Raw genomic sequence first — 22,525 nt, forward strand, 5'->3', positions numbered from 1 at the left:
CTACGCGAACGCGAAGACCGGCGGGAAGATCACGACCACGACCAGCGCCCAGACGGCGTAGGCAGGCAGGTACCGGGTCTGCCACCGCTCGATCGGGCCGAACGGGCGCTTGCCCCGAAGGAACTCGACGGACAGCCAGGCCGACCAGACCAGGTGCACCAGCAGCACCAGGTTCAGCCCGAGAGCAGCCACCTTGTTGGCGCTGAACCCGAACTCGGCGATCCGGGTCAGCATGGCGCTCAGGGTGACCGCGTCGACGGCGAGCGCCGCGACCACCAGCACGAGCTGGAGCACGTCGAACAGCCCGGGCGACGCGAGGGAGTCGCGGGCGGAGATCGAGTAGAGCAGGAGGCACAGGACCAGCACGAGCACCATGTCCATGAGGATGAGCAGCTCGCGGTCGACGTCGAGCAGGCCGCCGGTCATCGCGAAGACGCCGAGGAAGACGAGCAGCATCACGATGGTCAGCGGAGTGAAGACGCGGGTCAGGACGGGTGCGATGTTCTCGACGACGTTCTGCTTGGCCTCGACCAGCCAGGCGGCGACGATGAGGGCGCCGGGGACGCAGAACGGCAGGATCCAGGACTCGAGGACGGGTTCGAAGTCGACGCCGACCAGACCGAGCGTGCCGAGCGTCAGCCCGATCAGAACTCCCCCACCGAGCGCGATCAGGACGAAGTAGATGGCGAGCTCGCCGGTGAAGCGGACGTAGTCCATGCGGCGGGCGTCGGACCGCCATCGTCCGCCCGCGTACGCGACGGAGATCAGCGCCCACAGGACGACTGTCGAGTGGCTCGCCGCGAGGAACAGGGTCGAGCCCTCTGGGTCGAACGGGTAGACGTTCAGCACCACGGCGAGCACCGTGAACGGAACCAGCAGGGCCGCGGCGACCCGCCAGGTGAGCTTGCGCTTCCAGGCGAAGTAGCCGGCGAGGAACGGGAGCACGAGCAGCCCGACGTTGCGCAGGACCACCATCTCGTCCGCGAACAGCTCGGTCCCGATCTTGACCGCTGCCCCCGCCCCGAGGGCGAGCGCCAGGACGACGCCGAGCTCGCGCCAGGACCGCGCCCCGCCGTCGGACGGTTCGGGGACGAGCACGAGCTGCTTCCACAGCCGGTCGGAGTGCTCGCGGGCGAACTCGCGGGAGACCTCGTCGAGGTTGCCCATGCGCTTGACCGAGACGAGGAAGGCCTCGTCGTCGTCGAGCCCTGTCCTGGTGAGGTCGGTCACCTGCTCACGCAGGTGGTCCTCCATCTCCTCGACGTCGCTCGCCGAGATGGCCCGACGCCGCTGGACGTAGCCGCGCCACTGGTCGATCTGTGCCTCGAGCTCTGGGTTGGCGCTCATCATGCCCACCCCTCTGCGACGGCGGGCGGGCGCTGGACGTCCTGCCACACCTGCTTCAGGGCGTCGGCGACCACCGACCACTGCTGCTGCCGGTCCGCGAGGGTCTCCCGGCCGGCCTGCGTGATCGCGTAGTGCTTGCGGCGGCGTCCGGCGTCGGACGTGCCCCAGCTCGCCTCCACGTAGCCGAGCCGCTCGAGCCGGTGCAACAGGGGGTAGAGCATGCCGTCGGTCCACTGCATGCGGCCGCCGGAGAGCTCGTTGACGCGCTTGACGATCGCGTAGCCGTACGACTCGCCGTCGGCCAGGATGCCGAGGACGAGCGGTGTGGCCGAGGCCGCCACCAGGTCTTTGTCGATGTGCATAGCACTCCTATGCCTAGATCTTCTAGGGTTGGAACCCTAGCAGACCTAGGCCTAGCAGATCTATGCATTGGGTCTATGCCTCTTCGGCGGGCCTGCCGAACCCGTCCAGCCGCACGTCGGCGCGCTCGCGGGTGCGCTCTCGCTCGTAGTGGGCTGCCTCGTCGGCCATCCAGCCGATCCAGTGGTCGCGCGCCTCTGCGCCGTCGCGCGCCAGGCCGCGGCGCAGCCGTTCCGCGTCGCCGGCCTCGACCCAGATCCGGAACGCGCCGAGCGGGTCCACCTGGCGCGCCGCGGCGCCGCAGCCCTCCACCACCAGATGGGCCGACGACGGGACCTCGTGCCACTCGGCCCAGCCGCCGTCGACCCAGTCGTAGCGCCGGTAGCGCACCAGCTCCCCCGCCACCAGCGGGTCAAGGACCCACCGACGGAGGTTCGCCGCGCCGGCGTCGGGTCCGCCGGCCCAGCCCTCGTAGAGGTCGTCCATGTGGATGACGGGCGCCTCCAGGGCGTCACCCAGCTGGGCGGCCAGGGTGGTCTTGCCCGAACCGGCCGGCCCGTCGACGCACACGAGCCGCGCGTCGGCGACCCGGATGCGCTCGAGCAGCTCACCGAGCACACCAGGCGAAACGCTCATCCCACTCCCCTCAGACAGGTCTACCCAGCGATTGTGCCCGGAATCCACCCGAGCTCTGGGCACAATCGCTGGGTTGCGCTGGGCCGGCCCTCCTACGGCTCGGCCCAGAAGCGGTACTCCGTGGAGCGCTCCTTCGCCTGCTCGATCTGTTCCCGAACACGAGCCGGGGCGGTGCCGCCCACCGCGTCGCGCGACGACAGCGAGCCCTCGACCGACAGCACGCCGCGCACCTCGGGGGTGAGGTGCTCCGAGATCGTGGCGAGGTCCTCGTCGGACAGGTCCCAGAGCTCGATGCCGCGCGCCTCGCACACCTGCACGCAGGTGCCCGCCACCTCGTGCGCGACGCGGAACGGGACGCCCTGCCGCACGAGCCACTCGGCGATGTCGGTGGCCAGCGAGAAGCCCTGCGGGGCGAGCTCGGCCATGCGGTCGGTGTCGAAGACCATCGTGCGCACCATGCCGGAGAACGCGGGCAGCACGGTCGTGAGCGTCGCCACCTGGTCGAACACCGGCTCCTTGTCCTCCTGCAGGTCGCGGTTGTACGCGAGCGGGAGGCCCTTGAGCGTGGTCATGAGGCCCACCAGGTCACCGATCACGCGGCCCGCCTTGCCCCGCGCGAGCTCGGCGATGTCCGGGTTCTTCTTCTGCGGCATGATCGACGAGCCGGTGGAGTACGCGTCGTCCAGGCGCACGAACCCGAACTCCTTGGTGTTCCAGAGGATGACCTCCTCCGCGATCCGCGACAGGTCGACGGCGATCATCGCTGCGACGAACGCGAACTCCGCCGCCACGTCACGGGACGCCGTGCCGTCGATCGAGTTCTCGACGGGGCCGCCCTCCAGCCCCAGGTCCGCGGCCACCGCGGCCGGGTCAAGACCGAGCGAGGAGCCCGCGAGCGCGCCAGAGCCGTAGGGCGACTTCGAGGCCCGCACGTCCCAGTCGAGGAAACGGTCGACGTCGCGCAGCAGCGGCCAGGCGTGCGCCAGCAGGTGGTGCGCCAGCAGGACGGGCTGGGCATGCTGCAGGTGGGTGCGCCCAGGCATGGGGGCGTCGCCGGCGGCGATGGCCTGGGTGATCAGCTCGTCCACGAGGTCGAGGACCTGCGTGCCGATGACGCGTGCCTGGTCGCGCAGGTAGAGCCGCACCAGCGTGGCGATCTGGTCGTTGCGGGACCGGCCGGCGCGGAGCTTGCCGCCGAGCTCGTCGCCTGCCCGCTCCAGCAGGCCGCGTTCGAGCGCGGTGTGCACGTCCTCGTCGTCCAGCACCGGGAGGAACGCGCCCGAGGCGACGTCCTGCTCCAGCATGTCCAGCGCGTCGATCATCCGCGCGAGCTCCGGCTCGGTGAGCAGACCCGCTGCCGACAGCACGCGGGCGTGCGCCTTCGAACCGGCGATGTCGTAGGGCGCGAGCTTCCAGTCGAAGTGTGTCGACTGCGAGAGCGCGGCCAGCTCAGGGGCCGGTCCGCCGGCGAACCGGCCGCCCCAGAGGGCGACCTTCTCGCCGGCCTGCGCCCCGACGGTCCCGGACGCCTGCGGCTCGACGTCCTTCCCTGCATCCTGACGTGTGCCGTCGTGCTCCGTCACAGTGCCCCGACCCCCAGGTCCACGCCGTTGCCGAACTTCTCGTCGCGTGCAGCGGCGAGCTTGGCCGTGAGGCCGTAGATCTCGATGAAGCCGCGGGCCTGCGACTGGTCGAACGCGTCACCCTCGTCGTAGGTGGCCAGGTTGAAGTCGTACAGCGACTGCTCCGAGCGGCGCCCGGTCACGGTGGCGCGGCCACCGTGGAGCACCATGCGGATGTCGCCGGAGACGTACCTCTGCGTGTCGTCGACGAACACGTCGAGCGACTTCTTCAGCGGCGAGAACCACATGCCGTCGTACACGAGCTCGCTCCAGCGCTGCTCGACCTGGCGCTTGAACCGGGCCTGCTCGCGCTCGAGGGTGACGTTCTCCAGCTCCTGGTGCGCGGCGATGAGGGCGATCGCGCCGGGTGCCTCGTAGATCTCGCGGGACTTGATGCCCACCAGCCGGTCCTCGACGATGTCGATGCGGCCGACACCCTGAGCGCCGGCGCGGCGGTTCATCTCCTGGATGGCCTGCAGCGGGGTGACGGCAACGCCGTCGATCGCCACCGGGACGCCCTGCTCGAACGTGAGCAGCACCTCGTCGGCGACCGGCGGGAACGTCGGATCGTCGGTGTACGAGTAGACGTCCTTGGTCGGCTCGTTCCAGATGTCCTCGAGGAAGCCCGTCTCGACGGCGCGGCCCCACACGTTCTGGTCGATCGAGAACGGGTTGTTCTTCGTGGTCGCGATCGGCAGGTCGTGCTTCTCCGCGTAGTCGATGGCCTTCTCGCGGGTCAGCGCGAGGTCACGCACGGGCGCGATCGACTTGAGGTCGGGCGCGAGCGAGGTGGTGGCCACCTCGAAGCGGACCTGGTCGTTGCCCTTGCCGGTGCAGCCGTGCGCCACGGTGGAGGCACCGAACTGGCGGGCCGCGCGCACCATGTGCTTCACGATGACGGGGCGCGAGATGGCGGAGACCAGCGGGTAACGGTCGAGGTACATGCCGTTGGCCCGCAGCGCGGGCATGCAGTACTCCGTGGCGAACTCGTCGCGCGCGTCGGCGACGTACGCCTCGACGGCGCCGCAGTCCAGCGCGCGCTTGCGGATGACGTTCATGTCCTCGCCGCCCTGGCCGACGTCGACGGCCACGGCGACCACCTCGGCCCCTGTGGCCTCGGCGATCCAGCCGATGGCGACGGAGGTGTCCAGGCCGCCCGAGTAGGCGAGCACGACGCGTTCAGTCATGATTGACGATCTCTTTCCGGTGGTGGTGTCAGTGCGATTGTGGTGTGTGTTCAGGCGCTGAGCGCGAGGAAGCGTCCCGCCAGCGCGGCGCCGTCGGCGTCGCGTGCGATCACGAGGATCGTGTCGTCCCCCGCGATGGTGCCGAGCATCCCGGGGAACACGGAGTGGTCGATCGCCGAGGCCAGCAGGTTCGCCGCTCCCGGCGGGGTGCGGAGGACCACGAGGTTGCCCGACGACTCGGCCGAGACCAGCAGCTCCTTGGCGAGCCGGGCCAGCCGCGCGGACAGGTACTCCTCGCTCGCGTCCGACTGCGCGCTGCGGTCCCCGCCCTCACCAGGGACCGCGTAGACGAGCGTGCCGTCCGAACCGCGCACCTTCTCGGCCTGCAGCTCGATGAGGTCGCGCGAGAGCGTGCCCTGCGTGACGCTCACGCCGGCCGCCGCCAGGGCGTCGGCCAGCTCGGCCTGCGAGTGGATGGCGTTGCGGAGCACGATCTCGGTGATCCGGGCGTGCCGGGCCGCCTTGGTGGTCGCGGTCGTCGCCGTCTGCTTGGTGACCATCAGCCCTGCTCCAGCAGCCAGGCGAGCAGCGCCTTCTGCGCGTGCAGACGGTTCTCCGCCTCGTCCCAGACCACGGACTGCGGGCCGTCGATCACGTCGGCAGTGATCTCCCTGCCCCGGTAGGCGGGCAGGCAGTGCAGGACCAGCGCGTCAGGCGCGGCGTACGCGAGCAGCTCGGCGTTCAGCTGGAAGTCCCAGAACGGCTTGGCCCGCTCGGCGGCCTCTGCCTCGTCGCCCATCGACACCCAGGTGTCGGTCGCCACGACGTCGGCCCCCGCGACGGCCTCCTTCGCCGACGTCGTCACGGTCACCGAGCCGCCCGTCGCACCGGAGATCTCGCGCGCCCTTGCGACCACCTCGGCGTCGGGCAGGAAGCCCTCCGGGCCGGCCACCCGCACGTGCATGCCCGCCGTGGCGCCACCGAGCAGGTACGAGCTCGCCATGTTGTTACCGGCGTCGCCGATGTAGGCGAACGTGGTGCCAGCGACAGCGTCGAGCCCGCGGTGCTGTGCCACCGTGAGGAGGTCCGCGAGGATCTGGCACGGGTGGAACTGGTCGGTCAGTGCGTTGACGACCGGCACGCGGGAGACGGCCGCCATCTCGTCGATGCGTTCCTGGCCGAACGTGCGCCACACGATGGCCGAGACCTGCCGGTCCAGCACCCGCGTGGTGTCCGCGATGGACTCCCGGACGCCGATCTTGGCGAGGTTCCCGTCCACGAGGAGCGGAAACCCGCCGAGCTCGGCGATGCCCGTTGCGAACGACACCTGGGTGCGCAGCGTCGGCTTGTCGGTGATGAAGGCGACGGTTCGCGGGCCCTCGAGCGAGCGGCGCGCGAACCGGTCCTCGCGCAGGGCGAGACCGAGCTCGAGGACTGCTCTCTGCTCGGCCGGCGCAAGGTCGTCGTCGCGCAGGAAGTGGCGGGTCATGCGAGGTCCTCCGGAAGGGATGTGAAGAAGCGGGCGGCGTCCATGGCCTGCTCAGCGGTCAGGATCAGGGGCGGGGCGAGCCGGATCGCGTCGGGTGCCACTGCGTTCACGATGAACCCGGCCTCCAGGGCCGCCGTGGCCACCTGCGGCGCCACCGGCTTGTTGAGCACCACGGCCAGCAGCAGCCCGCGGCCGCGGGCCTCCTTGACGAGCGGGCTGCCGCACGTCTCGATCTCCGTGCGCAGCAGTGCCCCGATCTCCCGCGCGTTCGCCAGCAGTCCGTCCCGCTCGATCACGCCGATCGTGGTGAGCGCCGCCGCGGCGGCGACGGGGTTGCCGCCGAACGTGCTGCCGTGCTGCCCGCGGCCGAGCAGGCCGGCGGCCGCGCCGTACGCGATCACCGCGCCGACCGGGAAGCCGCCGCCGAGGCCCTTGGCGACGGTGACGACGTCGGGCACGATGCCCCCGCCGATCTCGGGCTGCTGGTAGGCGAACCAGGATCCGCACCGGCCCATGCCGGTCTGGACCTCGTCAAGGACGAGCAGCGCACCGTGCGCCGTGGTCAGCCGGCGGGCGGCCGCGAGGTAGCCGGCCGGCAGCGGCCGCACTCCGGCCTCCCCCTGTACGGGCTCGACCACGAGCGCCGCCACCTCGCCGTGCTCGGCGACGGACTCCGGCGAGAACGCAGCCTCCAGGGCGGCGAGATCTCCGAACGGCAGGTGCTCGACGCCGCCGGGCAGCGGCTCGAACGGCTCCCGGTACGCGGCCTTCGCCGTCAGCGCGAGGGCGCCCATCGACCGCCCGTGGAACGCACCCTCCAGGGCGAGCACCCGGGTGCGGGTCCCTACCCCGGCCGACGACGCGACGCGGCGCGTCATCTTGAACGCCGCCTCCACCGCCTCGGTGCCCGAGTTGGTGAGGAACACGCGTGACCCGTCCGGCGCCTCCGCCACGCGCAGGAGCGTCTCGGCCAGCGCGATCTGGGCGGGCGTGCCGAAGAAGTTCGAGACGTGGCCCAGAGTGCCGAGCTGGGCGCTGATCGCCGCAGTGAGCGTCGGGTGCGCGTGGCCCAGCGAGTTCACCGCGATGCCCCCGAGCAGGTCGAGGTACCGCTCGCCGTCCGCATCCCACACGTACGCGCCCTCACCACGCACCAGCACCCGCTGCGGCGGGCCGAACGTGTCCATGACCGCGCCCGAGTACCGCTGGGTCCACGCGGAGACCGAACCGCCGGCCGACAGGGCCGAACCGTCCTCGGTCGGGATCATGGCGCTCATGCGGTCACACCTTCCTTCGCGGGGACCACCATCGTCCCGTTGCCCTGCGTGGTGAAGACCTCCAGCAGCGCGCTGTGCGGCTGGCGGCCGTCGATGACCGTCGCGGCGGCGACGCCACCCTCGACCGCGCGCAGGCAGGCCTCCATCTTCGGCACCATCCCCGACTCCAGGCGCGGCAACAGCTCGGCCAGCTCCGGCGCCGTGATCCGCTGCACCAGCGAGGTCCGGTCGGGCCACGCCGTGTACAGCCCTTCGACGTCCGTCAGGACGATGAGCTTCTTGGCGCCGAGGGCCACCGCGAGCGCCGAGGCGGCGGTGTCGGCGTTGACGTTCAGCACCTGGGTGGGGTCGTCCTTGTCGGGCGCGATCGTCGACACGACAGGGATGCGGCCGGCCTGCAGCAGGTCCTCGACGGCGCGCGGGTCCACCTGCACGACGTCACCGACGAGGCCGACGTCGACGGGCTCGCCGTTCACGATGGCGTGGCGGCGTTCGGCGCCGAGCAGGCCGCCGTCCTCGCCCGACAGGCCGACGGCGACCGGGCCGTGCGCGTTGATCAGGCCGACCAGCTCCCGGCTGACCTGCCCGGTCAGGACCATGCGCACCACCTCCATCGCCTCCGGAGTGGTGACGCGCAGGCCGCCCTTGAACTCCGAGGCGATGCCGAGGCGGTCGAGCATGGCGTTGATCTGCGGTCCCCCGCCGTGCACGACGACCGGCCGCAGCCCCACCTGGCGCAGGAACACCATGTCCTGGGCGAACGCCGCCTTGAGTCCTGCGTCGATCATCGCGTTACCGCCGTACTTGACGACGATGAGCGCGCCGGAGAACTCCTGCAGCCACGGCAGGGCCTCTATCAGCACCTCTGCCTTCTGGTCGGGCCGCAGCCCGTTGACGATGTCGCTGCTCATGAGCTGTACGCGCTGTTCTCGTGGACGTAGTCGTGCGTCAGGTCGTTGGTCCAGAGCGTGACCTCGGCGTCGCCTGCGTGCAGGTCGATGGTGAACGTGACGTCGCGCGCCGCCGCCATGTCGACCTTCTCCGGCGGCTCGTACGCGCCGCCGGCCTTGCAGACCATGACCCCGTTGACGCTCACGTCGAGCTCCGCGGGGTCGAACGGGGCGACCTCCTCCGGCACGGTGCCGACCTGCGAGAGGATGCGGCCCCAGTTGGGGTCGTTGCCGAAGACTGCCGCCTTGACCAGGTTGGACCGGCTCACGGCGCGCGCGACGGCGAGCGCCGCGTCCTCGGTGGTGGCGTTCGTGACGGTGATGGCGATGTCGTGGGACGCGCCCTCGGCGTCGGCGACGAGCTGGCGGGCCAGGTCCGCGCAGATCGCGGTGACCGCCTCGGTGAGCGTGTCCAGGTCCGGGGACACGGCCGCGGCGCCGGAGGCCATCAGCACCACGGTGTCCGAGGTGGACATGGCGCCGTCCGAGTCGACCCGGTCGAAGGTGACCCGCGTGGCCGCCCGCAGCGCGGTGTCGGCGTCGGCGGCGCTGACGACGGCGTCCGTGGTGATCACGCACAGCATCGTCGCCAGGGCGGGGGCGAGCATGCCCGCACCCTTGGCCATGCCCCCGACGGTGAAGGTACCGCCCGGCGTCTCGACGGTGCGCACCGCCGACTTCGCCACGGTGTCGGTGGTCATGATCGCGGTGGCCGCGGCCTTGCCGGCGGCGGCGTCGGCCGCGAGCGCACCGACGGCGACGGGGACGCCGGCCAGCAGCTTGTCGGCGGCCAGCCGGACGCCGATCAGGCCGGTCGAGCCGACGAGCACGTCGATCGCACCGATCCCCAGCTCACCGGCGACCTTCTCCGCGGTGGCGTGCGCGTCCTGGAACCCGCCGGGTCCCGTGCACACGTTCGCGCCCCCGGAGTTGAGCACGACGGCGCGGGCCACGCCGTCCTTGACTGCCTGGCGGGACCACATGACGGGCGCGCCGACCACCCGGTTGCTCGTGAAGACGGCCGCGGCGGCATGCTCCGGCCCGTCGTTGACGACGAGGGCCAGGTCCGGCGTGCCGGACGCCTTGAGGCCCGCCGTGATCCCGGCCGCCCGGAATCCTTGTGCCGCGGTGACGCTCATGGGGTTCCCCCGGTCGTGGTGGCACCGGTCGGGGCTCCAGAGGTCATGGTGCGACTCCTTCGGTGATGAGGCCGGCGGTCTCCCGCAGGCCGAGGGCGAGGTTCATGGACTGGATCGCCGCGCCGGCCGTCCCCTTGACGAGGTTGTCGATGGCGGTGACCGTGACGACCCTCCGCGCGGCGGCGTCGACCGCTACCTGCACGCACGCCGTGTTGGCGCCCAGCGTCATCGCGGTGCTGGGCCACTGGCCCTCCGGCAGGAGGTGTACGAACGGCTCGTCCGCGTAGGCGGCTTCCCACGCGGCGCGGACCTGCTCCGGGTCGACACCCTTGACCAGCGGAGCGGTGGCCGTCGCGAGGATGCCCCGGGCCATCGGCACGAGGGTGGGGGTGAAGCTGATGCTCACCGCCGGCGCGCCGGCGGCGCGCAGGTTCTGCTGGATCTCCGGGATGTGCCGGTGGGTGCCGCCCACCCCGTACGGCTGCGCGGAGCCGAGGGCCTCGCTCGCCAGGAGGTGCGGCTTGAGCGCCTTGCCTGCGCCCGAGTAGCCGTTGGCCAGCACGGCCACGATGTCGGTCGGCTCCACCACGCCCGCTGCCACGCCGGGCTGCAGGCCGAGGGTCACCGCTGTGACGTTGCAGCCGGGCACCGCGATGCGGCGCGCCCCGGCGAGCTTGTCACGCTGGCGGGCGGCGGTGGTGACATCGACGCCGGGTGACTCGGCACGGATCAGCTCGGGCAGGCCGTAGGGCCAGGTCCCCGCGTGGGTCGAGCCGTAGAACTGCTCCCAGTCGCTCGCCGACTCCAGCCGGTGGTCGGCCCCGAGGTCCACGACGAGGACGTCGTCCGGGAGCTGAGCCGCCACCTGGGCCGACGCCCCGTGCGGCAGGCCGAGCAGCACGACGTCGTGCCCCAGCAGCGTGTCGGGCGTGGTGGGCTCGAGGATGCGGTTGGCGAGGCCGCGCAGGTGCGGCTGGACCTCGCCGAGGCTCGACCCCGCGTTCGTGTGCGCGGTCAGCGTGCCGATCTCTACGAACGGATGGGCCGCCAGGAGGCGGAGGGCCTCCCCGCCCGCGTAACCGGACGCGCCGGCGACGGCGACGCGGATGAGCTGGCTGCTGGACATATTCCGCAGCATACATAAATATGCAGCGGCGCGACAGCCGGTCGTCGGGAGCAGGGCCCGTGGCTCACGAGGCGGCCAGCCGCAGGTACATCACGTGCAGCCCGGTGTACCCGTGGGTCGGTGAGCGGAACGCGCCGGGCACCGTACCGATGATCTCGAACCCGAGCGCCCGCCAGAGGCGCACCGCCGAGGCGTTCGACTCCACGACGGAGTTGAACTGGATGCCCCGGAATCCCTGCTCCCGGTGCCAGGCGATGACGTGCTCCCCCAGCGCGCGCCCCACCCCGCGCCCGCGCGCTGCGTCGGACACCATGAACGACGCCGTACCCACGTGGGCGCCGTTGCCCGGCTTGTTGGGCCCCATCTTGGCGGTGCCGAGCACCTCGCCGTCCTCCTCGAGCACCACGGTGGCGCCGGGCGGCCGCTCGATCCAGTACGCGCGGGCAGTCTCCTCGTCGATCTCGACGGGGTAGGTGTAGGTCTCACCCTCCCGGCAGACTGCTTCGATGATCGGCCAGACGGCGTGCCAGTCGGCCTCGGTGAAGGGACGGATGGTTCGGCTCACGCGGCACAAACTACCTGTGGCAGGCTCGTCGCATGCACGCAGTCGTAGCCCGTGAGCCGGGCGGCCCCGAGGTCCTGTCGTACACCGAGCTCCCCGACCCGACGCCAGGTCCCGGCCAGCTCCTGGTCCGCGTCGCCGCGGCCGGCGTGAACTTCATCGACACCTACCGGCGCGCCGGCGTCTACCCGATGGAGTACCCGCACGTGGTGGGTGTCGAGGGCGCTGGCACCGTCGAAGCACTCGGCGACGACGTCACCGGGTTCGCCGTGGGCGACCGCGTGGCCTGGCACGACGGGCCTGGTTCGTACGCGGAGCTCGTGGCAGTGGATGCCGCCGGCGTCGTGCCGGTACCCGACGGGCTCGACCTCACCGTCGCGGCCGCGCTGCCCCTGCAGGGCATCACCGCGCACTATCTCGTCCGGTCCACGTTCGAGGTGCGGCCCGGGCACGACGTGCTGCTGACCGCGGGCGCGGGCGGCGTCGGCCTGCTGGCCACCCAGCTCGCCGTCGCAGCGGGCGGGCGGGTCCTGACCACGGTCTCGACGCCGGAGAAGGCGGCGCTCTCGTCGGCTGCGGGCGCCGCGCACACCATCGACTACGCCGCGATGGACGACATCACGGCCGGGCTGCCCGCGCTCGTGCGCGAGCTCACCGATGGCCGGGGCGTGCACGTCGTGTACGACGGCGTGGGCAAGTCGACCTTCGAGGCGTCCCTCGCGTCGTTGCGCCCGCGCGGGATGCTCGTGCTGTTCGGCGGGGCGTCCGGCCAGGTACCGCCGTTCGACCCTCAGCGGCTGAACAAGGCGGGCTCGCTGTTCCTCACGCGGCCCACCATCGCGCACTACGCGCTCACGCGTGCAGAGCTCGAGTGGCGCACCTCCGAGGTGCTCGGGTCCGCGGCGTCGGGCGACCTGGACGTCCGCGTCGGGGCCACGTTCTCGCTGTCCGACGCCGGCGCCGCGCACGAGGCACTGGAAGGCCGGGCCACGACCGGGAAGGTGCTGCTGGTCCCCTGACGGGGGACGGTTGGTTGGTTGGGGCTCGTGCTGAGATCGGCCCCTTGGTGGGACACCCCGCCGAGTTCGGTCCCTTGGTGGACGCCCAGCCGATGAGATCGGTCCCTTGATGCGCCACCGCGCTGAGTTCGGTCGCTTGACCTGAGATCGGTCCATTAACGGACCGATATCAGGTCAAGCGACCGAACTCATGGCAAGGGACCGATCTCAGAGCACGGCCAACGGACCAGCGGCCACGCGAGGAACCGACCGGGAGACACGCGAGCTCCCGCACACCAGCCAGACCACCCCAGCCGGGCCCCACCAGTTGGACCGCCCCGGCCAGGCGACCCCAGCTAGGCCACACCCACCAGGCCACACCCACCAGGCCACACCCACCGAACCGGTCCAACGTTGGAGCGACACACCGGCCCGTGGCACAACCTGCGGAGTGAACCCTTTACAGAGAGTGGCCCCGTCGCGACAATTCACCCGTCGAGTTTTCTCTCGCCCGGAGGTTCAACGTGGTACTTCCTCGCTTCTCCCCTGCCCTTGTCGCCGGCGCTGCCGTCATCGCCATGGCGCTCAGCGTCCTGACCACCAGTTCGGCCGCGGCCACACCCGCTGACGACACCCCGGCGTCGTCCGACCGGGGCGCCGCTGGAGACGATGTCTCCGCCGAGGCCACCCTGCCTCCGAACCTCGTGCTGGACCGCGACTTCCCCGACCCCGACGTGTCGAAGTTCGGCGACACCTACTACGCCTACGCGACGAACGAGGGCAAGAACCTGCCCTGGGCCACCGCCCCCGACCCGGACGGCCCCTGGACCTACCGGCCCACCGACGCCCTGCCGAACCTCGGGGCGTGGGCGAAGGAGGGGCGCACCTGGGCCCCCGACGTCTCCCGGCGCAGCGACGGCCGCTACCTGCTCTACTACACGGCCTGGCATGCGGCGTCCGGCCGGCAGTGCATCGGCGCTGCCCTGGCCGACTCCCCCGGCGGCCCGTTCGCGCCGGTCGGCACCCAGCCGCTCGTCTGCCCGCTGGAGGCGGGCGGCGCCATCGACGCGTCCAGCTTCACCGACACCGACGGCGCCCGGTACCTGGTCTGGAAGAACGACGGCAACGCGATCGGCGCAACCACGTGGATCCACGTGCAGCGCGTGGCGGCGGACGGCATCACCTTCCAGGGCGGGGCCACCCAGGTGCTGCGCAACGACCGGGCCGACGAGGCGGGCATCATCGAGGCACCGGTCATCACGAAGGTCGGCGGCCAGTACGTGCTGTTCTACTCGGCGGGCCCGTACACGACCAACCAGTACGGCACGAGCTACGCGGTGTCGAGCTCGATCACAGGCCCGTACACCAAGGCGTTCCGCTTCCTGATGACCACCGACTCGCTCGACGGCGCGGTGGGCGGACCGGGCGGGGCCGACGTGCTGCGCGACGCCGGGGGCGACAAGCTCGTCTTCCACGGGCACCGGGACGCGGGCGGCCGGGGCATGTACGTCGCCGACCTCGGCTGGGCGAACGGATACCCCGTGGTGCGGGGCAGCCGGGTCCGGTACGAAGCCGAACGCGGCACGCTCACCAGCTGCTCGGTCCGCGAGAACGCGGCCGGCGCGTCGGACGGCAAGGTCGTCGCGTACATCGACCACGCGGACAGCGCGGTCGACGTCGGATCCATCTACGTGCCCACCACCGGCAGCTACTCGCTGCACGTCGGCTACGCCAACGGCTCCGCAGGGACCGCCTCGCACACGGTCACCGTGAACGGGTCGGGGGCAGGGTCCATCAGCTACCCCGTCACCGGCTGGGACAACTGGCGGCAGGCGAGCAAGGACGTCACCCTCCAGGCGGGCTGGAACACGATCCGGCTGGGCAAGGGCACAGCATTCGCGGAGCTCGACTACATCGAAGTCGCGTAGCCGGCGGTCCACGACCGGCGGTTGCGACCGCTGCCCGGCGTCGAGTATCTTGACGTCAAGATACTCGACGTCGAGGAGTGGTGATGGCGGACTGGAACCCCGGTGCCTACCTGCAGTACACGGACGAGCGGTCCCGCCCGTTCACCGAGCTGGTCGCCCGGGTGCCCGGGACTCCCGCCACCGTCGTCGACCTCGGCTGCGGACCGGGCCACCTCACCGCAGTGCTCCGGGCACGCTGGCCCGACGCCCACGTGACGGGCATCGACGCCTCCCCCGCCATGATCGAGCGGGCACGCGACGCCGACCCGGACACCGACTACGTCCTGGCCGACCTCAGCACCGACGACCACACCGCCGACCTCGTCATCAGCAACGCGGCACTCCAATGGGTGCCAGGGCACCGCGAGCTGCTCCCGGCGCTCGCCGACCGGGCCGCACAGACGTTCGCCTTCCAGGTCCCCGGCAACCACGACGCGCCCAGCCACCAGCTGCTGCGCGAGGTCGCCGCGCGCGAGCCGTACGCCGACGTCGTCGGGCCGGTCGCGCGCCGGTCCAGCGCCGACCCCGCGGAGTACCTGGACCTGCTCGCCCGGCCCGGCTGGGCGGTCGACGTGTGGGAGACCACCTACACGCACCTGCTGCACGGGGCGGACCCGGTGCTGCGCTGGATCTCGGCGACGGGCGCGCAGCCGACGCTCCAGGCGCTGGAGGCCAAGGACCCCGCGCTGCGCGCCCGGTTCGAGGAGGAGTTCGGCGCGGCGCTCCGCGCGGCCTACCCGGAGCGGGCCTACGGCACGCCCCTGGCGTTCCGCCGCGTGTTCGCGGTGGCGACGCGGGCCTGAGCAGGCGGTCAGCTCTGCGACGCCACGCGGGCCCGCAGACTGCTGAGCTCGGTGTCGACATACTTCCGCGTGCGGCCCATCGCCAACCGGCCGAGCAGCCAGGCCAGGCCGCCTGTCTGCGTGATCGCGAGCGTGACCAGGGACCGGCCGTCGGGCAGCCGCTCCACCAGGTGTTCCGCCTGCGTGGTGACGCCTGGCGCCTCGCTGATCCACGCGAAGTGACGCGGCGGGTCCCACTCGTCGATCAGCCAGATCGCGAGGGGCATCTTCGGCTGCTCGATCCGCACCTGCGTGCCGACGTCCGGCGGGTTCGGTCCGTCGATGATCGTCACGGACGTCATGGAGGGCGTCCAGTCGGGCATGCGCTCGACGTCGGACAGGACGGCCCACACGGCTTCTGGCGAGGCGTCGATCTCCGCGGACGTGCTGTAGTTCGGCATGTGTGCTCCTGACATCTTCGGTGAGCGCCGACCGGCGTCGTCTCCATAGTCTCGACCTTTGGCCGCCCCGCGCGTGGTGACCGACACACGTCCGGGGCGATCCGCTCCGGCGTGTGCGACACCCGTGGAGCGGTCCTAGGCTGCCGTCATGACTGATCGTCCCCTTCGTATAGGGCTGCAGCTGCAGCCGGAGCACGCCGACTACTCCGCCATCCGCGACGCGGTCCTCCGTGCCGAGGACCTGGGGGTGGACGTCATCTTCAACTGGGACCACTTCTACCCGCTCCACGGCGACCCGGACGGCAAGCACTTCGAGTCCTGGACGATGCTCGGCGCCTGGGCCGAGCAGACCGAGCGCGTCGAGATCGGTGCGCTGGTGACCGGCATCGGCTACCGGAACCCGGACCTGCTGGCGGACATGGCGCGCACCGTGGACCACATCTCGGGCGGGCGCCTCATCCTCGGCCTCGGCGCCGGCTGGTTCGAGAAGGACTACGACAGGTTCGGTTACGAGTTCGGCACCGCAGGGTCCCGCATCGCTAGCCTCGCCGACGCCATGCCACGGATCAAGGCCCGGCTCGCCGCGGGCAACCCGGCGCCCACGCGGGAGATCCCGATCCTGATCGGCGGTGGCGGCGTGAAGAAGACGCTGCGCATCGTCGCCGAGCACGCCGACATCTGGCACAGCTTCGGCGACGTGGACGTCCTGACGACCAAGTCGGCGATCCTCGACGAGCACGGCACCGCCGTCGGGCGCGACACCGCAAGGCTCGTGGAGCGGTCCGTCGAGGTCAGCGGTGCACCGGGCGTGGCAGGCGACGCGCTCGTGGCCGCCGGAGCGACACTCCTCACGATGAGCAGCGCCGGGCCGGACTACGACCTGAGCAAGGTCAAGGCCTGGGTCGACTGGCGCGACGAGCGCCGCTGAGCGCTAGAGCTCCAGCACCGTCTTGATCCCGCCGGGGTCGCTCGCGAACGCCTCGACGGCGTCCTCGAGCGGCACCCGGTGGGTCACGATGCGACCGAGCCAGCTGGCGTCGGCCCTGGTCAGGGCTTCCGCCCCGGCTCGGTAGTGCGTCAGGTTGGCGTTCACGGAGCCGATCACGGCGTCGTTCTCCAGCACGATCCGCCGGTTGAGCGCGCCGGCGTCGAACGCGATCGTGCGCCCCGCCGACGTGACGCCCGTGAGGCAGGTGACGCCGTAGCTGCCGCTCGCGGAGAGGACGTCGACGACGACCTGGGTCGCGCCGGTCGCCTCGATCACGATGTCGGGACGGATCGCGGTCGCGACGTCGCCAACGGGCTCGGTGTGATACTCGGCACCGAGCTGGGCGACCAGCTCGGGCTTCGGCCCGTCGGTGACGCGGTCGAGCACGTGCACCTCGAGGCCGCGCTGGACACCGAGCAGCGCTGCCAGCAGACCGATGGGGCCCGCGCCGGTCACGAGCGCCACCTTCGGCTCGAACCATGCGCGCTGCCCGACCAGCTCGATCTGCTCCCACGCCTTGGCGACGACGGTGGTCGGCTCGAGCAGCATGCCGACGTCGGCGAGCGACGGGTCGAGGCTGACCGCGTAGTCGGCCTCGACGGTCCACCGCTCGGAGGCGAACCCGTCGATCGCCTTGATCCCTCGTTCGGTGTACTTGCCGTTGCGGCACATGTCGAACTGCCCGCGAGCGCACGCGCCGCACGGTTCCGGGTCCGGACGGCGCACGACGCCGACCACGAGGTCGCCCGGCGCGAAGCCGGAGCCGTCGGGCGCCGTCAGCACCCGGCCGAGCGACTCGTGCCCGAGCACCAGCCGCTCGTGCCCCGGCGGAGCCCAGCCGTACTCTCCGGCGGCGATCTCCCGGTCCGTCGCGCACACGCCGACGGCCAGGCCGTCGACCAGGAGCTCGCCGGGGCCGGCGACCGGCTCGTCGACGTCGGTGACGGCCAGGGAGCCAGGGGTCTGCGGGACCACGGTCAGCGCGCGCATCAGGCGATCTCCTCCGGTGACGGGACCGCCGGAGGCGCGGACGCAGGGGCGGCGGCCGGAACGGCGACGCGTTCGGTCACGCCGGACTCCACGTCGCGAGCCGTGACTCCTCGACCGATCCGCAGCGCACTGTTGACCAGGCCGAGGTGGCTGAACGCCTGGGGCGTGTTGCCGAGGTGACGTCCGGTGCGCACGTCGTACTCCTCGCTGAGCAGCCCGAGATCGTTGCGCAGGGAGAGCAGGCGCTCGAACAGCGCGACGGCCTCGTCGATCCGGCCGATCCCGTGCAGGGCGTCGACCAGCCAGAAGCTGCACACCAAGAAGGTGGCCTCCTCGCCCGGCAGGCCGTCCACCCGGTCGTCGGCATGGGTGTGGTAACGCAGCAGCAGCCCGTCCTGGCTGAGCTCGCGCTGGACGGCGTCCACCGTGCCCACGACACGCGGGTCGTCCCAGGGCAGGAACCCGACCTGCCCGATCAGCAGCAGGGCGGCGTCCAGGCCCTCCGACCCGTAGAACTGCGTGAACGTGTTCCGCTCGGTGTCGAACCCGTGCATGCACACGTCGGCGTGGATACGGTCGCGCACGGCCCGCCACCGCTCGACCGGCCCGTCCAGCCCTCCTTCCTCGACGGCACGCACCGCCCGGTCGAACCCGGCCCACGCCATGACCCGGGAGTGCACGAACGCACGTCGCGGACCGCGCACCTCCCAGAGCCCGTTGTCGAGGTCGTCCCAGTGTTCTTCGAGATACTCCAGGAGCGCCTTTTGCAGGTTCCACGCCTCCTGGTCGGTCTCGAGTCCCGCCTCCCGCGCCAGGTGCAGGGCGTCGAGAGTCTCGCCCCAGACGTCGATCTGGAGCTGACCGGCCGCGCCGTTGCCGATCCGCACCGGACCCGAGTCCTCGTAGCCCGGCAGCCAGTCGATCGTGTACTCGGGCAGCCGGCGCCGTCCGTCGAGGCCGTACATGATCTGCAGGTCCGCCGGGTCGCCGGCCACCGCACGCAGGAGCCACGCCCGCCACGCACGCGCCTCGTCGATGAACCCCGTCCCGACGAGGGCCTGCAGCGTGAACGCCGCGTCCCGCAGCCAGCAGAACCGGTAGTCCCAGTTTCTCGAGCCGCCGATCTCCTCGGGGAGCGAGGTCGTTGCCGCTGCGGCGATGGCGCCCGTCGGGGCGTAGGTCAGAGCCTTGAGCGTGATCAGGGACCGGTGCACGGCGTCGGCCCACGGGCCGTCGTAGGTCGACTTCGCGATCCACGACCGCCAGAACTCCTCGGTCTCCCGCAGCGCCGCCACCGCTCCGACGGGCGGCTTGATCGGTAGATGAGACGCGTGGTAGGTCAGGACGAACGGCACCCGGTCACCCGGTCCGACGGTGAAGTGGGCACGGTGGACAGCGTCGTCGGCGACTCCCTCGGAGGTGAGGGTGACGCCCGCGTCGATGTGAACCGAGTCGGGTCCGGCCACCGCACGCAGGCCGCCACGCTCCTGGGTGACCCAGGGCACGACGTTCCCGTAGTCGAACCGGAGCCGCAGCTCGGTGGTCATCGGGACGCTCCCGCTGATCCCCTCGACGATCCGGACGAGGTCGGCCTGGTCACCGCGCGGCGGCATGAGGTCGATCACCCGGACGCGACCTTCCGGCAGGTCCCACTCCGTCTCGAGGACCAGGGTGCCGTCCCGATAGCCGCGGCTGGTGCACTCGCCGCCCGACTCCGGCCCGAGCCGCCACGACCCGTGCTCCTCGCTGCCGAGGAGCGCGGCGAAGCAGGCCGGGGAGTCGAACTGCGGCAGGCACATCCAGTCGACCGTTCCGTCGCGACCGATCAGCGCGGCAGTCTGGAGGTCTCCGACAATTCCGTAATCTTCAATTCGGCTGGTCATCGCCTTCAGACTAGGTGCGCGGCGCGGAGTCCGCAGGCCTGTGCTGTCCCTGAACGGGAGGGTCAGAACGACGAGGCGTCGGCCGCGTACACCCACCGGTAGCCCGGATACTCACCGAGGGACCACAGGTAGTCGCGCGTGGGGTCGTAGGACAGGTCCTCCGCACCGACGGTCAGGGCGTTGCCGTGCCGCACCAGCGCTCCCGACGGCGCGGCGAACGTGTGCAGGTCGCCGTCCGAGTTCGGGTCGGAGTGGTCGGAACCGTCGCTCTGCGAGAAGAAGAACTCGCCGTTGATGGCGGTCGATCCCTGCACGCTCTCGAGGTCGGTCCGATACGCCTCCGTCGCCTTGATGACGCCGTCCGACGCCGGCTCGAGATACCGGTCCGTGTAGTCGATCGGGACCCGGATGGTCCGGACCTGGGCACCCGCGTCGACGTCCGACGGGCTCCGGTACTCGCTGACGATCACCGAGTCGGGAGAGCTCGTACGGTCGAGCGCGACCGAGGAGTGCTGCAGCTGCGCGTACCCACCGGCCGTCGAGTCCGTGAACTTCGCTGTCTGCGGCAGCACGTACTTGTAGTCGAACGCGTGGTACGAGCCGTCGGCCTGCCGCCCGACCGCCGAGGAGTCGCCGGTCGAGACCCGCCACAGGTGGTCCAGGTCGAACACGCGGAACCCGCCGCTCGTGTCCGCCACGTACAGCAGGTTGCCGTACCACATGATGCCGCCCGCATGGATGTCGATCGGCCTGTACGACGGCGCGCTCGTGGTGCCGCTCGGCTCGACCAGCAAGATGTGCCGGTACGGCGGGGCCGACGCGCTCGCCGACAGGTTCGACACGCTGATCCGGACCCCCTTGTCGATACCGTCGTCGGCGTGGTCGTACCAGCTCACCAGGTTGATGCGCCTGCCTTCGTACGTCCCCGACCCGTACGCGTCGGAGCTCGTCGTGATGCCCTGCGGGTACCAGGCGCTCGTGCCCTGGTCACCCGAGTTCCAGCAGTAGTACGCGGTGCGGTGCGTGACCGACGGTGCGCTGCCGCAGCTCGGGGTGCGGTTGCCGTCGTCGGCGACCGTGCCCATCGTGACGTTCGGCAGCGCCGCGTCGAGCGCGCCGACCAGCGCCGACGACGTCTCGGACAGCGTGTAGCGGAAGTTGCTCGCGGTGAGCGGTGACACGGCGGCCGCGGTCGACGGCCCTGCCTGCTCGCTCGGGGGCTCCGTGGCGACCGCCGGTCCGGCGGAGGCGAGCAGGGCACACAGCCCAAGGCTCGCGACGGCGAGCGCGGGGCGACGACGATGACGCATGGTGGTCTCCTTGGCGTGAGGGGACGGCTGCTCGTACACCGTAGGGAGGATTCACCCCCTCTGCCAGCAAAAGGTCCGGACCACCTCACCTGCGTTGACAGCCCGGTACGCGAACCATAGGTTCCATCTGGCGCGGCACTGACGTCACGCCACGTACTCGATCGACGAAGACTCGAGCAACGAAACGGGTGGACCGATGACGTTCCGTAAACTCGCACGTGCCCTGATCACACTTGTCGTGGCGCTGGGCGCTACCGCCGGAGGGACCGCCACGGCCACAGTGAGCTCGCCGGACGACGGCTGGTCGACGTCGTGGACGCAGTCCCAGCAGCGTAGTTCCGGGCTGAGCCCCGAGACGTTCGAGAACCGGTCGGTTCGCACCATCACCCGCCTGACGCAGGGCGGATCGTCGCTGCGCGTCCGGCTGCAGAACCAGTTCGGCACCGAGCCTCTGGTGGTGGACGCCACCACCGCTGGGCTGAGCGCCGGGGGTGCCGCCATCCGGCCGGAGAGCCTGCGCACCGTGACCTTCAACGGTTCGGACTCCGTGTCGATCCCGGCCGGCGGCGACGTCTGGAGCGACCCGGTGGGCCTTGCCACCAGTGCCATGGACGACCTGGTGGTGAGCTTCTACCTCGCGAACCCGACGCGAATGATGCTCCACGACCTGGCCGGCCGCACCAACTACTTCTCAGCGGTGGGCGCAGGGAACACCACCGCGGACACCTCGGGCGGTGACTTCCCCGAGGCACACGGGTGGACCTACCTGGTCAGCGCGGTGGACGTCTACGACCCTGACCTCTCCGGCACGGTGGTCGCCTACGGCAGCTCGGTGGTCGACGGCGTCGGCGCGAACAACTGCGGCGCCGGCTGCCCGCCGCCTGCCGTGTTCCAGCGCTGGACCGACACTCTCGCGCAGCGCATCGTCGACAAGCGGCCGGACAAGCGCCAGGTCGCCGTCGTCAACGAGGGCATCTCGGGGACCACGGCATCGCCGGCGTGCGGGGGCGGCGGCCTCGACGGCGTCTCGCGCCTCGATCGCGACGTCCTCGCCCTGCACAACGTGAAGTCGGTCATCTACTACTACGGCACCAACGACATCGGCAACAACTGCAGCGCCGAGGCGATCGTGGCGGCCTACAGGGACACGTTCGCCCGCCTGCGCGCGGCCGGGATCAAGGTGTTCGTCACCCCGATCACCTCGCGGCCCGGCTACACGGCCGCACAGAACGCGCAGCGCGCTGCGGTGAACGAGTTCGTCCGAGCGGGCGACAACTGCTCCGGGACCTGTGACGGCGTCTTCGACTTCGACCAGGTGCTCAGGGACCCCGAGAACCCGAACTCCATCTGGCCGGCCTACGACACCGGCGACGGGGTGCACGCCAACATCGCGGGCCAGACGGCGATCGCCTGGTCCATCCCGCTGGGGCGCCTCTGACGGGGTGCACCGG

General features: G+C 71.3%; 21 protein-coding genes. 5 read left to right on the forward strand and 16 right to left on the reverse strand.

What is annotated here, in order from left to right:
- From ACFS27_RS20580 to ACFS27_RS20635, 12 genes are all read right to left on the reverse strand, one after another.
- A complete protein-coding gene (locus ACFS27_RS20580; RefSeq protein ID WP_377186731.1) occupies window positions 1-1,347 on the reverse strand; it encodes a permease prefix domain 1-containing protein in 1,347 nt (448 codons plus the stop codon).
- On the reverse strand, window positions 1,347-1,709 hold the full coding sequence (locus ACFS27_RS20585) for a PadR family transcriptional regulator (RefSeq protein WP_377186734.1): 363 nt from the start codon (window positions 1,707-1,709) through the stop codon (window positions 1,347-1,349). The genes ACFS27_RS20580 and ACFS27_RS20585 overlap by 1 nt, the downstream gene beginning before the upstream one ends.
- Before the next feature lie 73 nt (window positions 1,710-1,782).
- A complete protein-coding gene (locus ACFS27_RS20590; RefSeq protein WP_377186736.1) occupies window positions 1,783-2,343 on the reverse strand; it encodes a uridine kinase family protein in 561 nt (186 codons plus the stop codon).
- A gap of 92 nt (window positions 2,344-2,435) precedes the next feature.
- The gene (gene argH, locus ACFS27_RS20595) at window positions 2,436-3,926 is read right to left on the reverse strand and encodes an argininosuccinate lyase (RefSeq protein WP_377186739.1); all 1,491 of its coding nucleotides are present in this window, start codon (window positions 3,924-3,926) and stop codon (window positions 2,436-2,438) included.
- The gene (locus ACFS27_RS20600) at window positions 3,923-5,152 is read right to left on the reverse strand and encodes an argininosuccinate synthase (RefSeq protein WP_377186742.1); all 1,230 of its coding nucleotides are present in this window, start codon (window positions 5,150-5,152) and stop codon (window positions 3,923-3,925) included. Before ACFS27_RS20600 ends, argH begins: the two co-directional genes overlap by 4 nt.
- Window positions 5,153-5,202: 50 nt before the next feature.
- Window positions 5,203-5,712, reverse strand: a complete 510-nt coding sequence (locus ACFS27_RS20605) for an arginine repressor (RefSeq protein ID WP_377186745.1) — start codon at window positions 5,710-5,712, stop codon at window positions 5,203-5,205.
- Window positions 5,712-6,641 (reverse strand): ornithine carbamoyltransferase, encoded by a 930-nt coding sequence (argF, locus tag ACFS27_RS20610; protein ID WP_377186748.1) that lies wholly within the window; start codon window positions 6,639-6,641, stop codon window positions 5,712-5,714. The genes ACFS27_RS20605 and argF overlap by 1 nt, the downstream gene beginning before the upstream one ends.
- Window positions 6,638-7,918: an acetylornithine transaminase gene (locus ACFS27_RS20615; RefSeq protein WP_377186751.1), complete on the reverse strand. Its 1,281-nt coding sequence runs from the start codon at window positions 7,916-7,918 to the stop codon at window positions 6,638-6,640. The genes argF and ACFS27_RS20615 overlap by 4 nt, the downstream gene beginning before the upstream one ends.
- Window positions 7,915-8,829: an acetylglutamate kinase gene (gene argB / locus ACFS27_RS20620; protein ID WP_377186754.1), complete on the reverse strand. Its 915-nt coding sequence runs from the start codon at window positions 8,827-8,829 to the stop codon at window positions 7,915-7,917. Before argB ends, ACFS27_RS20615 begins: the two co-directional genes overlap by 4 nt.
- A complete protein-coding gene (gene argJ / locus ACFS27_RS20625; protein ID WP_377186757.1) occupies window positions 8,826-10,007 on the reverse strand; it encodes a bifunctional glutamate N-acetyltransferase/amino-acid acetyltransferase ArgJ in 1,182 nt (393 codons plus the stop codon). Before argJ ends, argB begins: the two co-directional genes overlap by 4 nt.
- 43 nt (window positions 10,008-10,050) lie before the next feature.
- Complete coding sequence (argC, locus tag ACFS27_RS20630; protein WP_377186761.1) at window positions 10,051-11,133, reverse strand: N-acetyl-gamma-glutamyl-phosphate reductase; 1,083 nt, start codon at window positions 11,131-11,133, stop codon at window positions 10,051-10,053.
- A gap of 64 nt (window positions 11,134-11,197) precedes the next feature.
- Window positions 11,198-11,698: a GNAT family N-acetyltransferase gene (locus ACFS27_RS20635; RefSeq protein ID WP_377186764.1), complete on the reverse strand. Its 501-nt coding sequence runs from the start codon at window positions 11,696-11,698 to the stop codon at window positions 11,198-11,200.
- 32 nt (window positions 11,699-11,730) lie between these two features.
- Between ACFS27_RS20635 and ACFS27_RS20640 the strand changes: the two genes are divergently transcribed.
- The 3 genes from ACFS27_RS20640 to ACFS27_RS20650 all read left to right on the forward strand — a co-directional run bounded on the left by ACFS27_RS20640 (window position 11,731) and on the right by ACFS27_RS20650 (window position 15,463).
- On the forward strand, window positions 11,731-12,714 hold the full coding sequence (locus tag ACFS27_RS20640) for a quinone oxidoreductase family protein (RefSeq protein ID WP_377186767.1): 984 nt from the start codon (window positions 11,731-11,733) through the stop codon (window positions 12,712-12,714).
- A 503-nt stretch (window positions 12,715-13,217) separates the two neighbouring features.
- Complete coding sequence (locus ACFS27_RS20645; protein ID WP_377186770.1) at window positions 13,218-14,621, forward strand: family 43 glycosylhydrolase; 1,404 nt, start codon at window positions 13,218-13,220, stop codon at window positions 14,619-14,621.
- An 83-nt stretch (window positions 14,622-14,704) separates the two neighbouring features.
- A complete protein-coding gene (locus ACFS27_RS20650) occupies window positions 14,705-15,463 on the forward strand; it encodes a methyltransferase domain-containing protein (protein ID WP_377186773.1) in 759 nt (252 codons plus the stop codon).
- Between the two features lie 8 nt (window positions 15,464-15,471).
- On the opposite strand, the gene ACFS27_RS20655 is transcribed toward ACFS27_RS20650, so the two are convergent.
- Window positions 15,472-15,903, reverse strand: a complete 432-nt coding sequence (locus ACFS27_RS20655; protein WP_377186776.1) for an SRPBCC family protein — start codon at window positions 15,901-15,903, stop codon at window positions 15,472-15,474.
- Between the two features lie 148 nt (window positions 15,904-16,051).
- Here ACFS27_RS20655 and ACFS27_RS20660 point away from each other — a divergent pair, with 148 nt between their 5' ends.
- Window positions 16,052-16,831, forward strand: a complete 780-nt coding sequence (locus tag ACFS27_RS20660; RefSeq protein ID WP_377186779.1) for an LLM class F420-dependent oxidoreductase — start codon at window positions 16,052-16,054, stop codon at window positions 16,829-16,831.
- A gap of 3 nt (window positions 16,832-16,834) precedes the next feature.
- Here the strand turns inward: ACFS27_RS20660 and ACFS27_RS20665 are convergent, their stop codons facing one another.
- From ACFS27_RS20665 to ACFS27_RS20675, 3 genes are all read right to left on the reverse strand, one after another.
- A complete protein-coding gene (locus tag ACFS27_RS20665) occupies window positions 16,835-17,881 on the reverse strand; it encodes a glucose 1-dehydrogenase (protein ID WP_377186782.1) in 1,047 nt (348 codons plus the stop codon).
- Window positions 17,881-19,764: a glycoside hydrolase family 15 protein gene (locus ACFS27_RS20670; RefSeq protein ID WP_377186785.1), complete on the reverse strand. Its 1,884-nt coding sequence runs from the start codon at window positions 19,762-19,764 to the stop codon at window positions 17,881-17,883. The genes ACFS27_RS20665 and ACFS27_RS20670 overlap by 1 nt, the downstream gene beginning before the upstream one ends.
- Window positions 19,765-19,826: 62 nt before the next feature.
- Complete coding sequence (locus ACFS27_RS20675) at window positions 19,827-21,074, reverse strand: hypothetical protein (protein WP_377186788.1); 1,248 nt, start codon at window positions 21,072-21,074, stop codon at window positions 19,827-19,829.
- Between the two features lie 196 nt (window positions 21,075-21,270).
- Between ACFS27_RS20675 and ACFS27_RS20680 the strand changes: the two genes are divergently transcribed.
- A complete protein-coding gene (locus ACFS27_RS20680) occupies window positions 21,271-22,512 on the forward strand; it encodes a GDSL-type esterase/lipase family protein (RefSeq protein ID WP_377186791.1) in 1,242 nt (413 codons plus the stop codon).
- The last annotated feature ends 13 nt before the right edge of the window (window positions 22,513-22,525 follow it).

The sequence above is a fragment of the Promicromonospora vindobonensis genome (assembly GCF_042685865.1).
GTDB classification, from domain to species: Bacteria; Actinomycetota; Actinomycetes; order Actinomycetales; family Cellulomonadaceae; genus Promicromonospora; species Promicromonospora vindobonensis.

Coding starts and splice junctions, on each gene's coding strand:
- ACFS27_RS20580 (WP_377186731.1), bottom strand. CDS start 1,347: ATGAGCGCCAACCCAGAGCTCGAGGCACAGATCGACCAGTGGCGCGGC.
- ACFS27_RS20585 (WP_377186734.1), bottom strand. CDS start 1,709: ATGCACATCGACAAAGACCTGGTGGCGGCCTCGGCCACACCGCTCGTC.
- ACFS27_RS20590 (WP_377186736.1), bottom strand. CDS start 2,343: ATGAGCGTTTCGCCTGGTGTGCTCGGTGAGCTGCTCGAGCGCATCCGG.
- ACFS27_RS20600 (WP_377186742.1), bottom strand. CDS start 5,152: ATGACTGAACGCGTCGTGCTCGCCTACTCGGGCGGCCTGGACACCTCC.
- ACFS27_RS20605 (WP_377186745.1), bottom strand. CDS start 5,712: ATGGTCACCAAGCAGACGGCGACGACCGCGACCACCAAGGCGGCCCGG.
- argF (WP_377186748.1), bottom strand. CDS start 6,641: ATGACCCGCCACTTCCTGCGCGACGACGACCTTGCGCCGGCCGAGCAG.
- ACFS27_RS20615 (WP_377186751.1), bottom strand. CDS start 7,918: ATGAGCGCCATGATCCCGACCGAGGACGGTTCGGCCCTGTCGGCCGGC.
- argB (WP_377186754.1), bottom strand. CDS start 8,829: ATGAGCAGCGACATCGTCAACGGGCTGCGGCCCGACCAGAAGGCAGAG.
- argJ (WP_377186757.1), bottom strand. CDS start 10,007: ATGAGCGTCACCGCGGCACAAGGATTCCGGGCGGCCGGGATCACGGCG.
- argC (WP_377186761.1), bottom strand. CDS start 11,133: ATGTCCAGCAGCCAGCTCATCCGCGTCGCCGTCGCCGGCGCGTCCGGT.
- ACFS27_RS20640 (WP_377186767.1), top strand. CDS start 11,731: ATGCACGCAGTCGTAGCCCGTGAGCCGGGCGGCCCCGAGGTCCTGTCG.
- ACFS27_RS20650 (WP_377186773.1), top strand. CDS start 14,705: ATGGCGGACTGGAACCCCGGTGCCTACCTGCAGTACACGGACGAGCGG.
- ACFS27_RS20655 (WP_377186776.1), bottom strand. CDS start 15,903: ATGCCGAACTACAGCACGTCCGCGGAGATCGACGCCTCGCCAGAAGCC.
- ACFS27_RS20660 (WP_377186779.1), top strand. CDS start 16,052: ATGACTGATCGTCCCCTTCGTATAGGGCTGCAGCTGCAGCCGGAGCAC.
- ACFS27_RS20665 (WP_377186782.1), bottom strand. CDS start 17,881: ATGCGCGCGCTGACCGTGGTCCCGCAGACCCCTGGCTCCCTGGCCGTC.
- ACFS27_RS20670 (WP_377186785.1), bottom strand. CDS start 19,764: ATGACCAGCCGAATTGAAGATTACGGAATTGTCGGAGACCTCCAGACT.
- ACFS27_RS20675 (WP_377186788.1), bottom strand. CDS start 21,074: ATGCGTCATCGTCGTCGCCCCGCGCTCGCCGTCGCGAGCCTTGGGCTG.
- ACFS27_RS20680 (WP_377186791.1), top strand. CDS start 21,271: ATGACGTTCCGTAAACTCGCACGTGCCCTGATCACACTTGTCGTGGCG.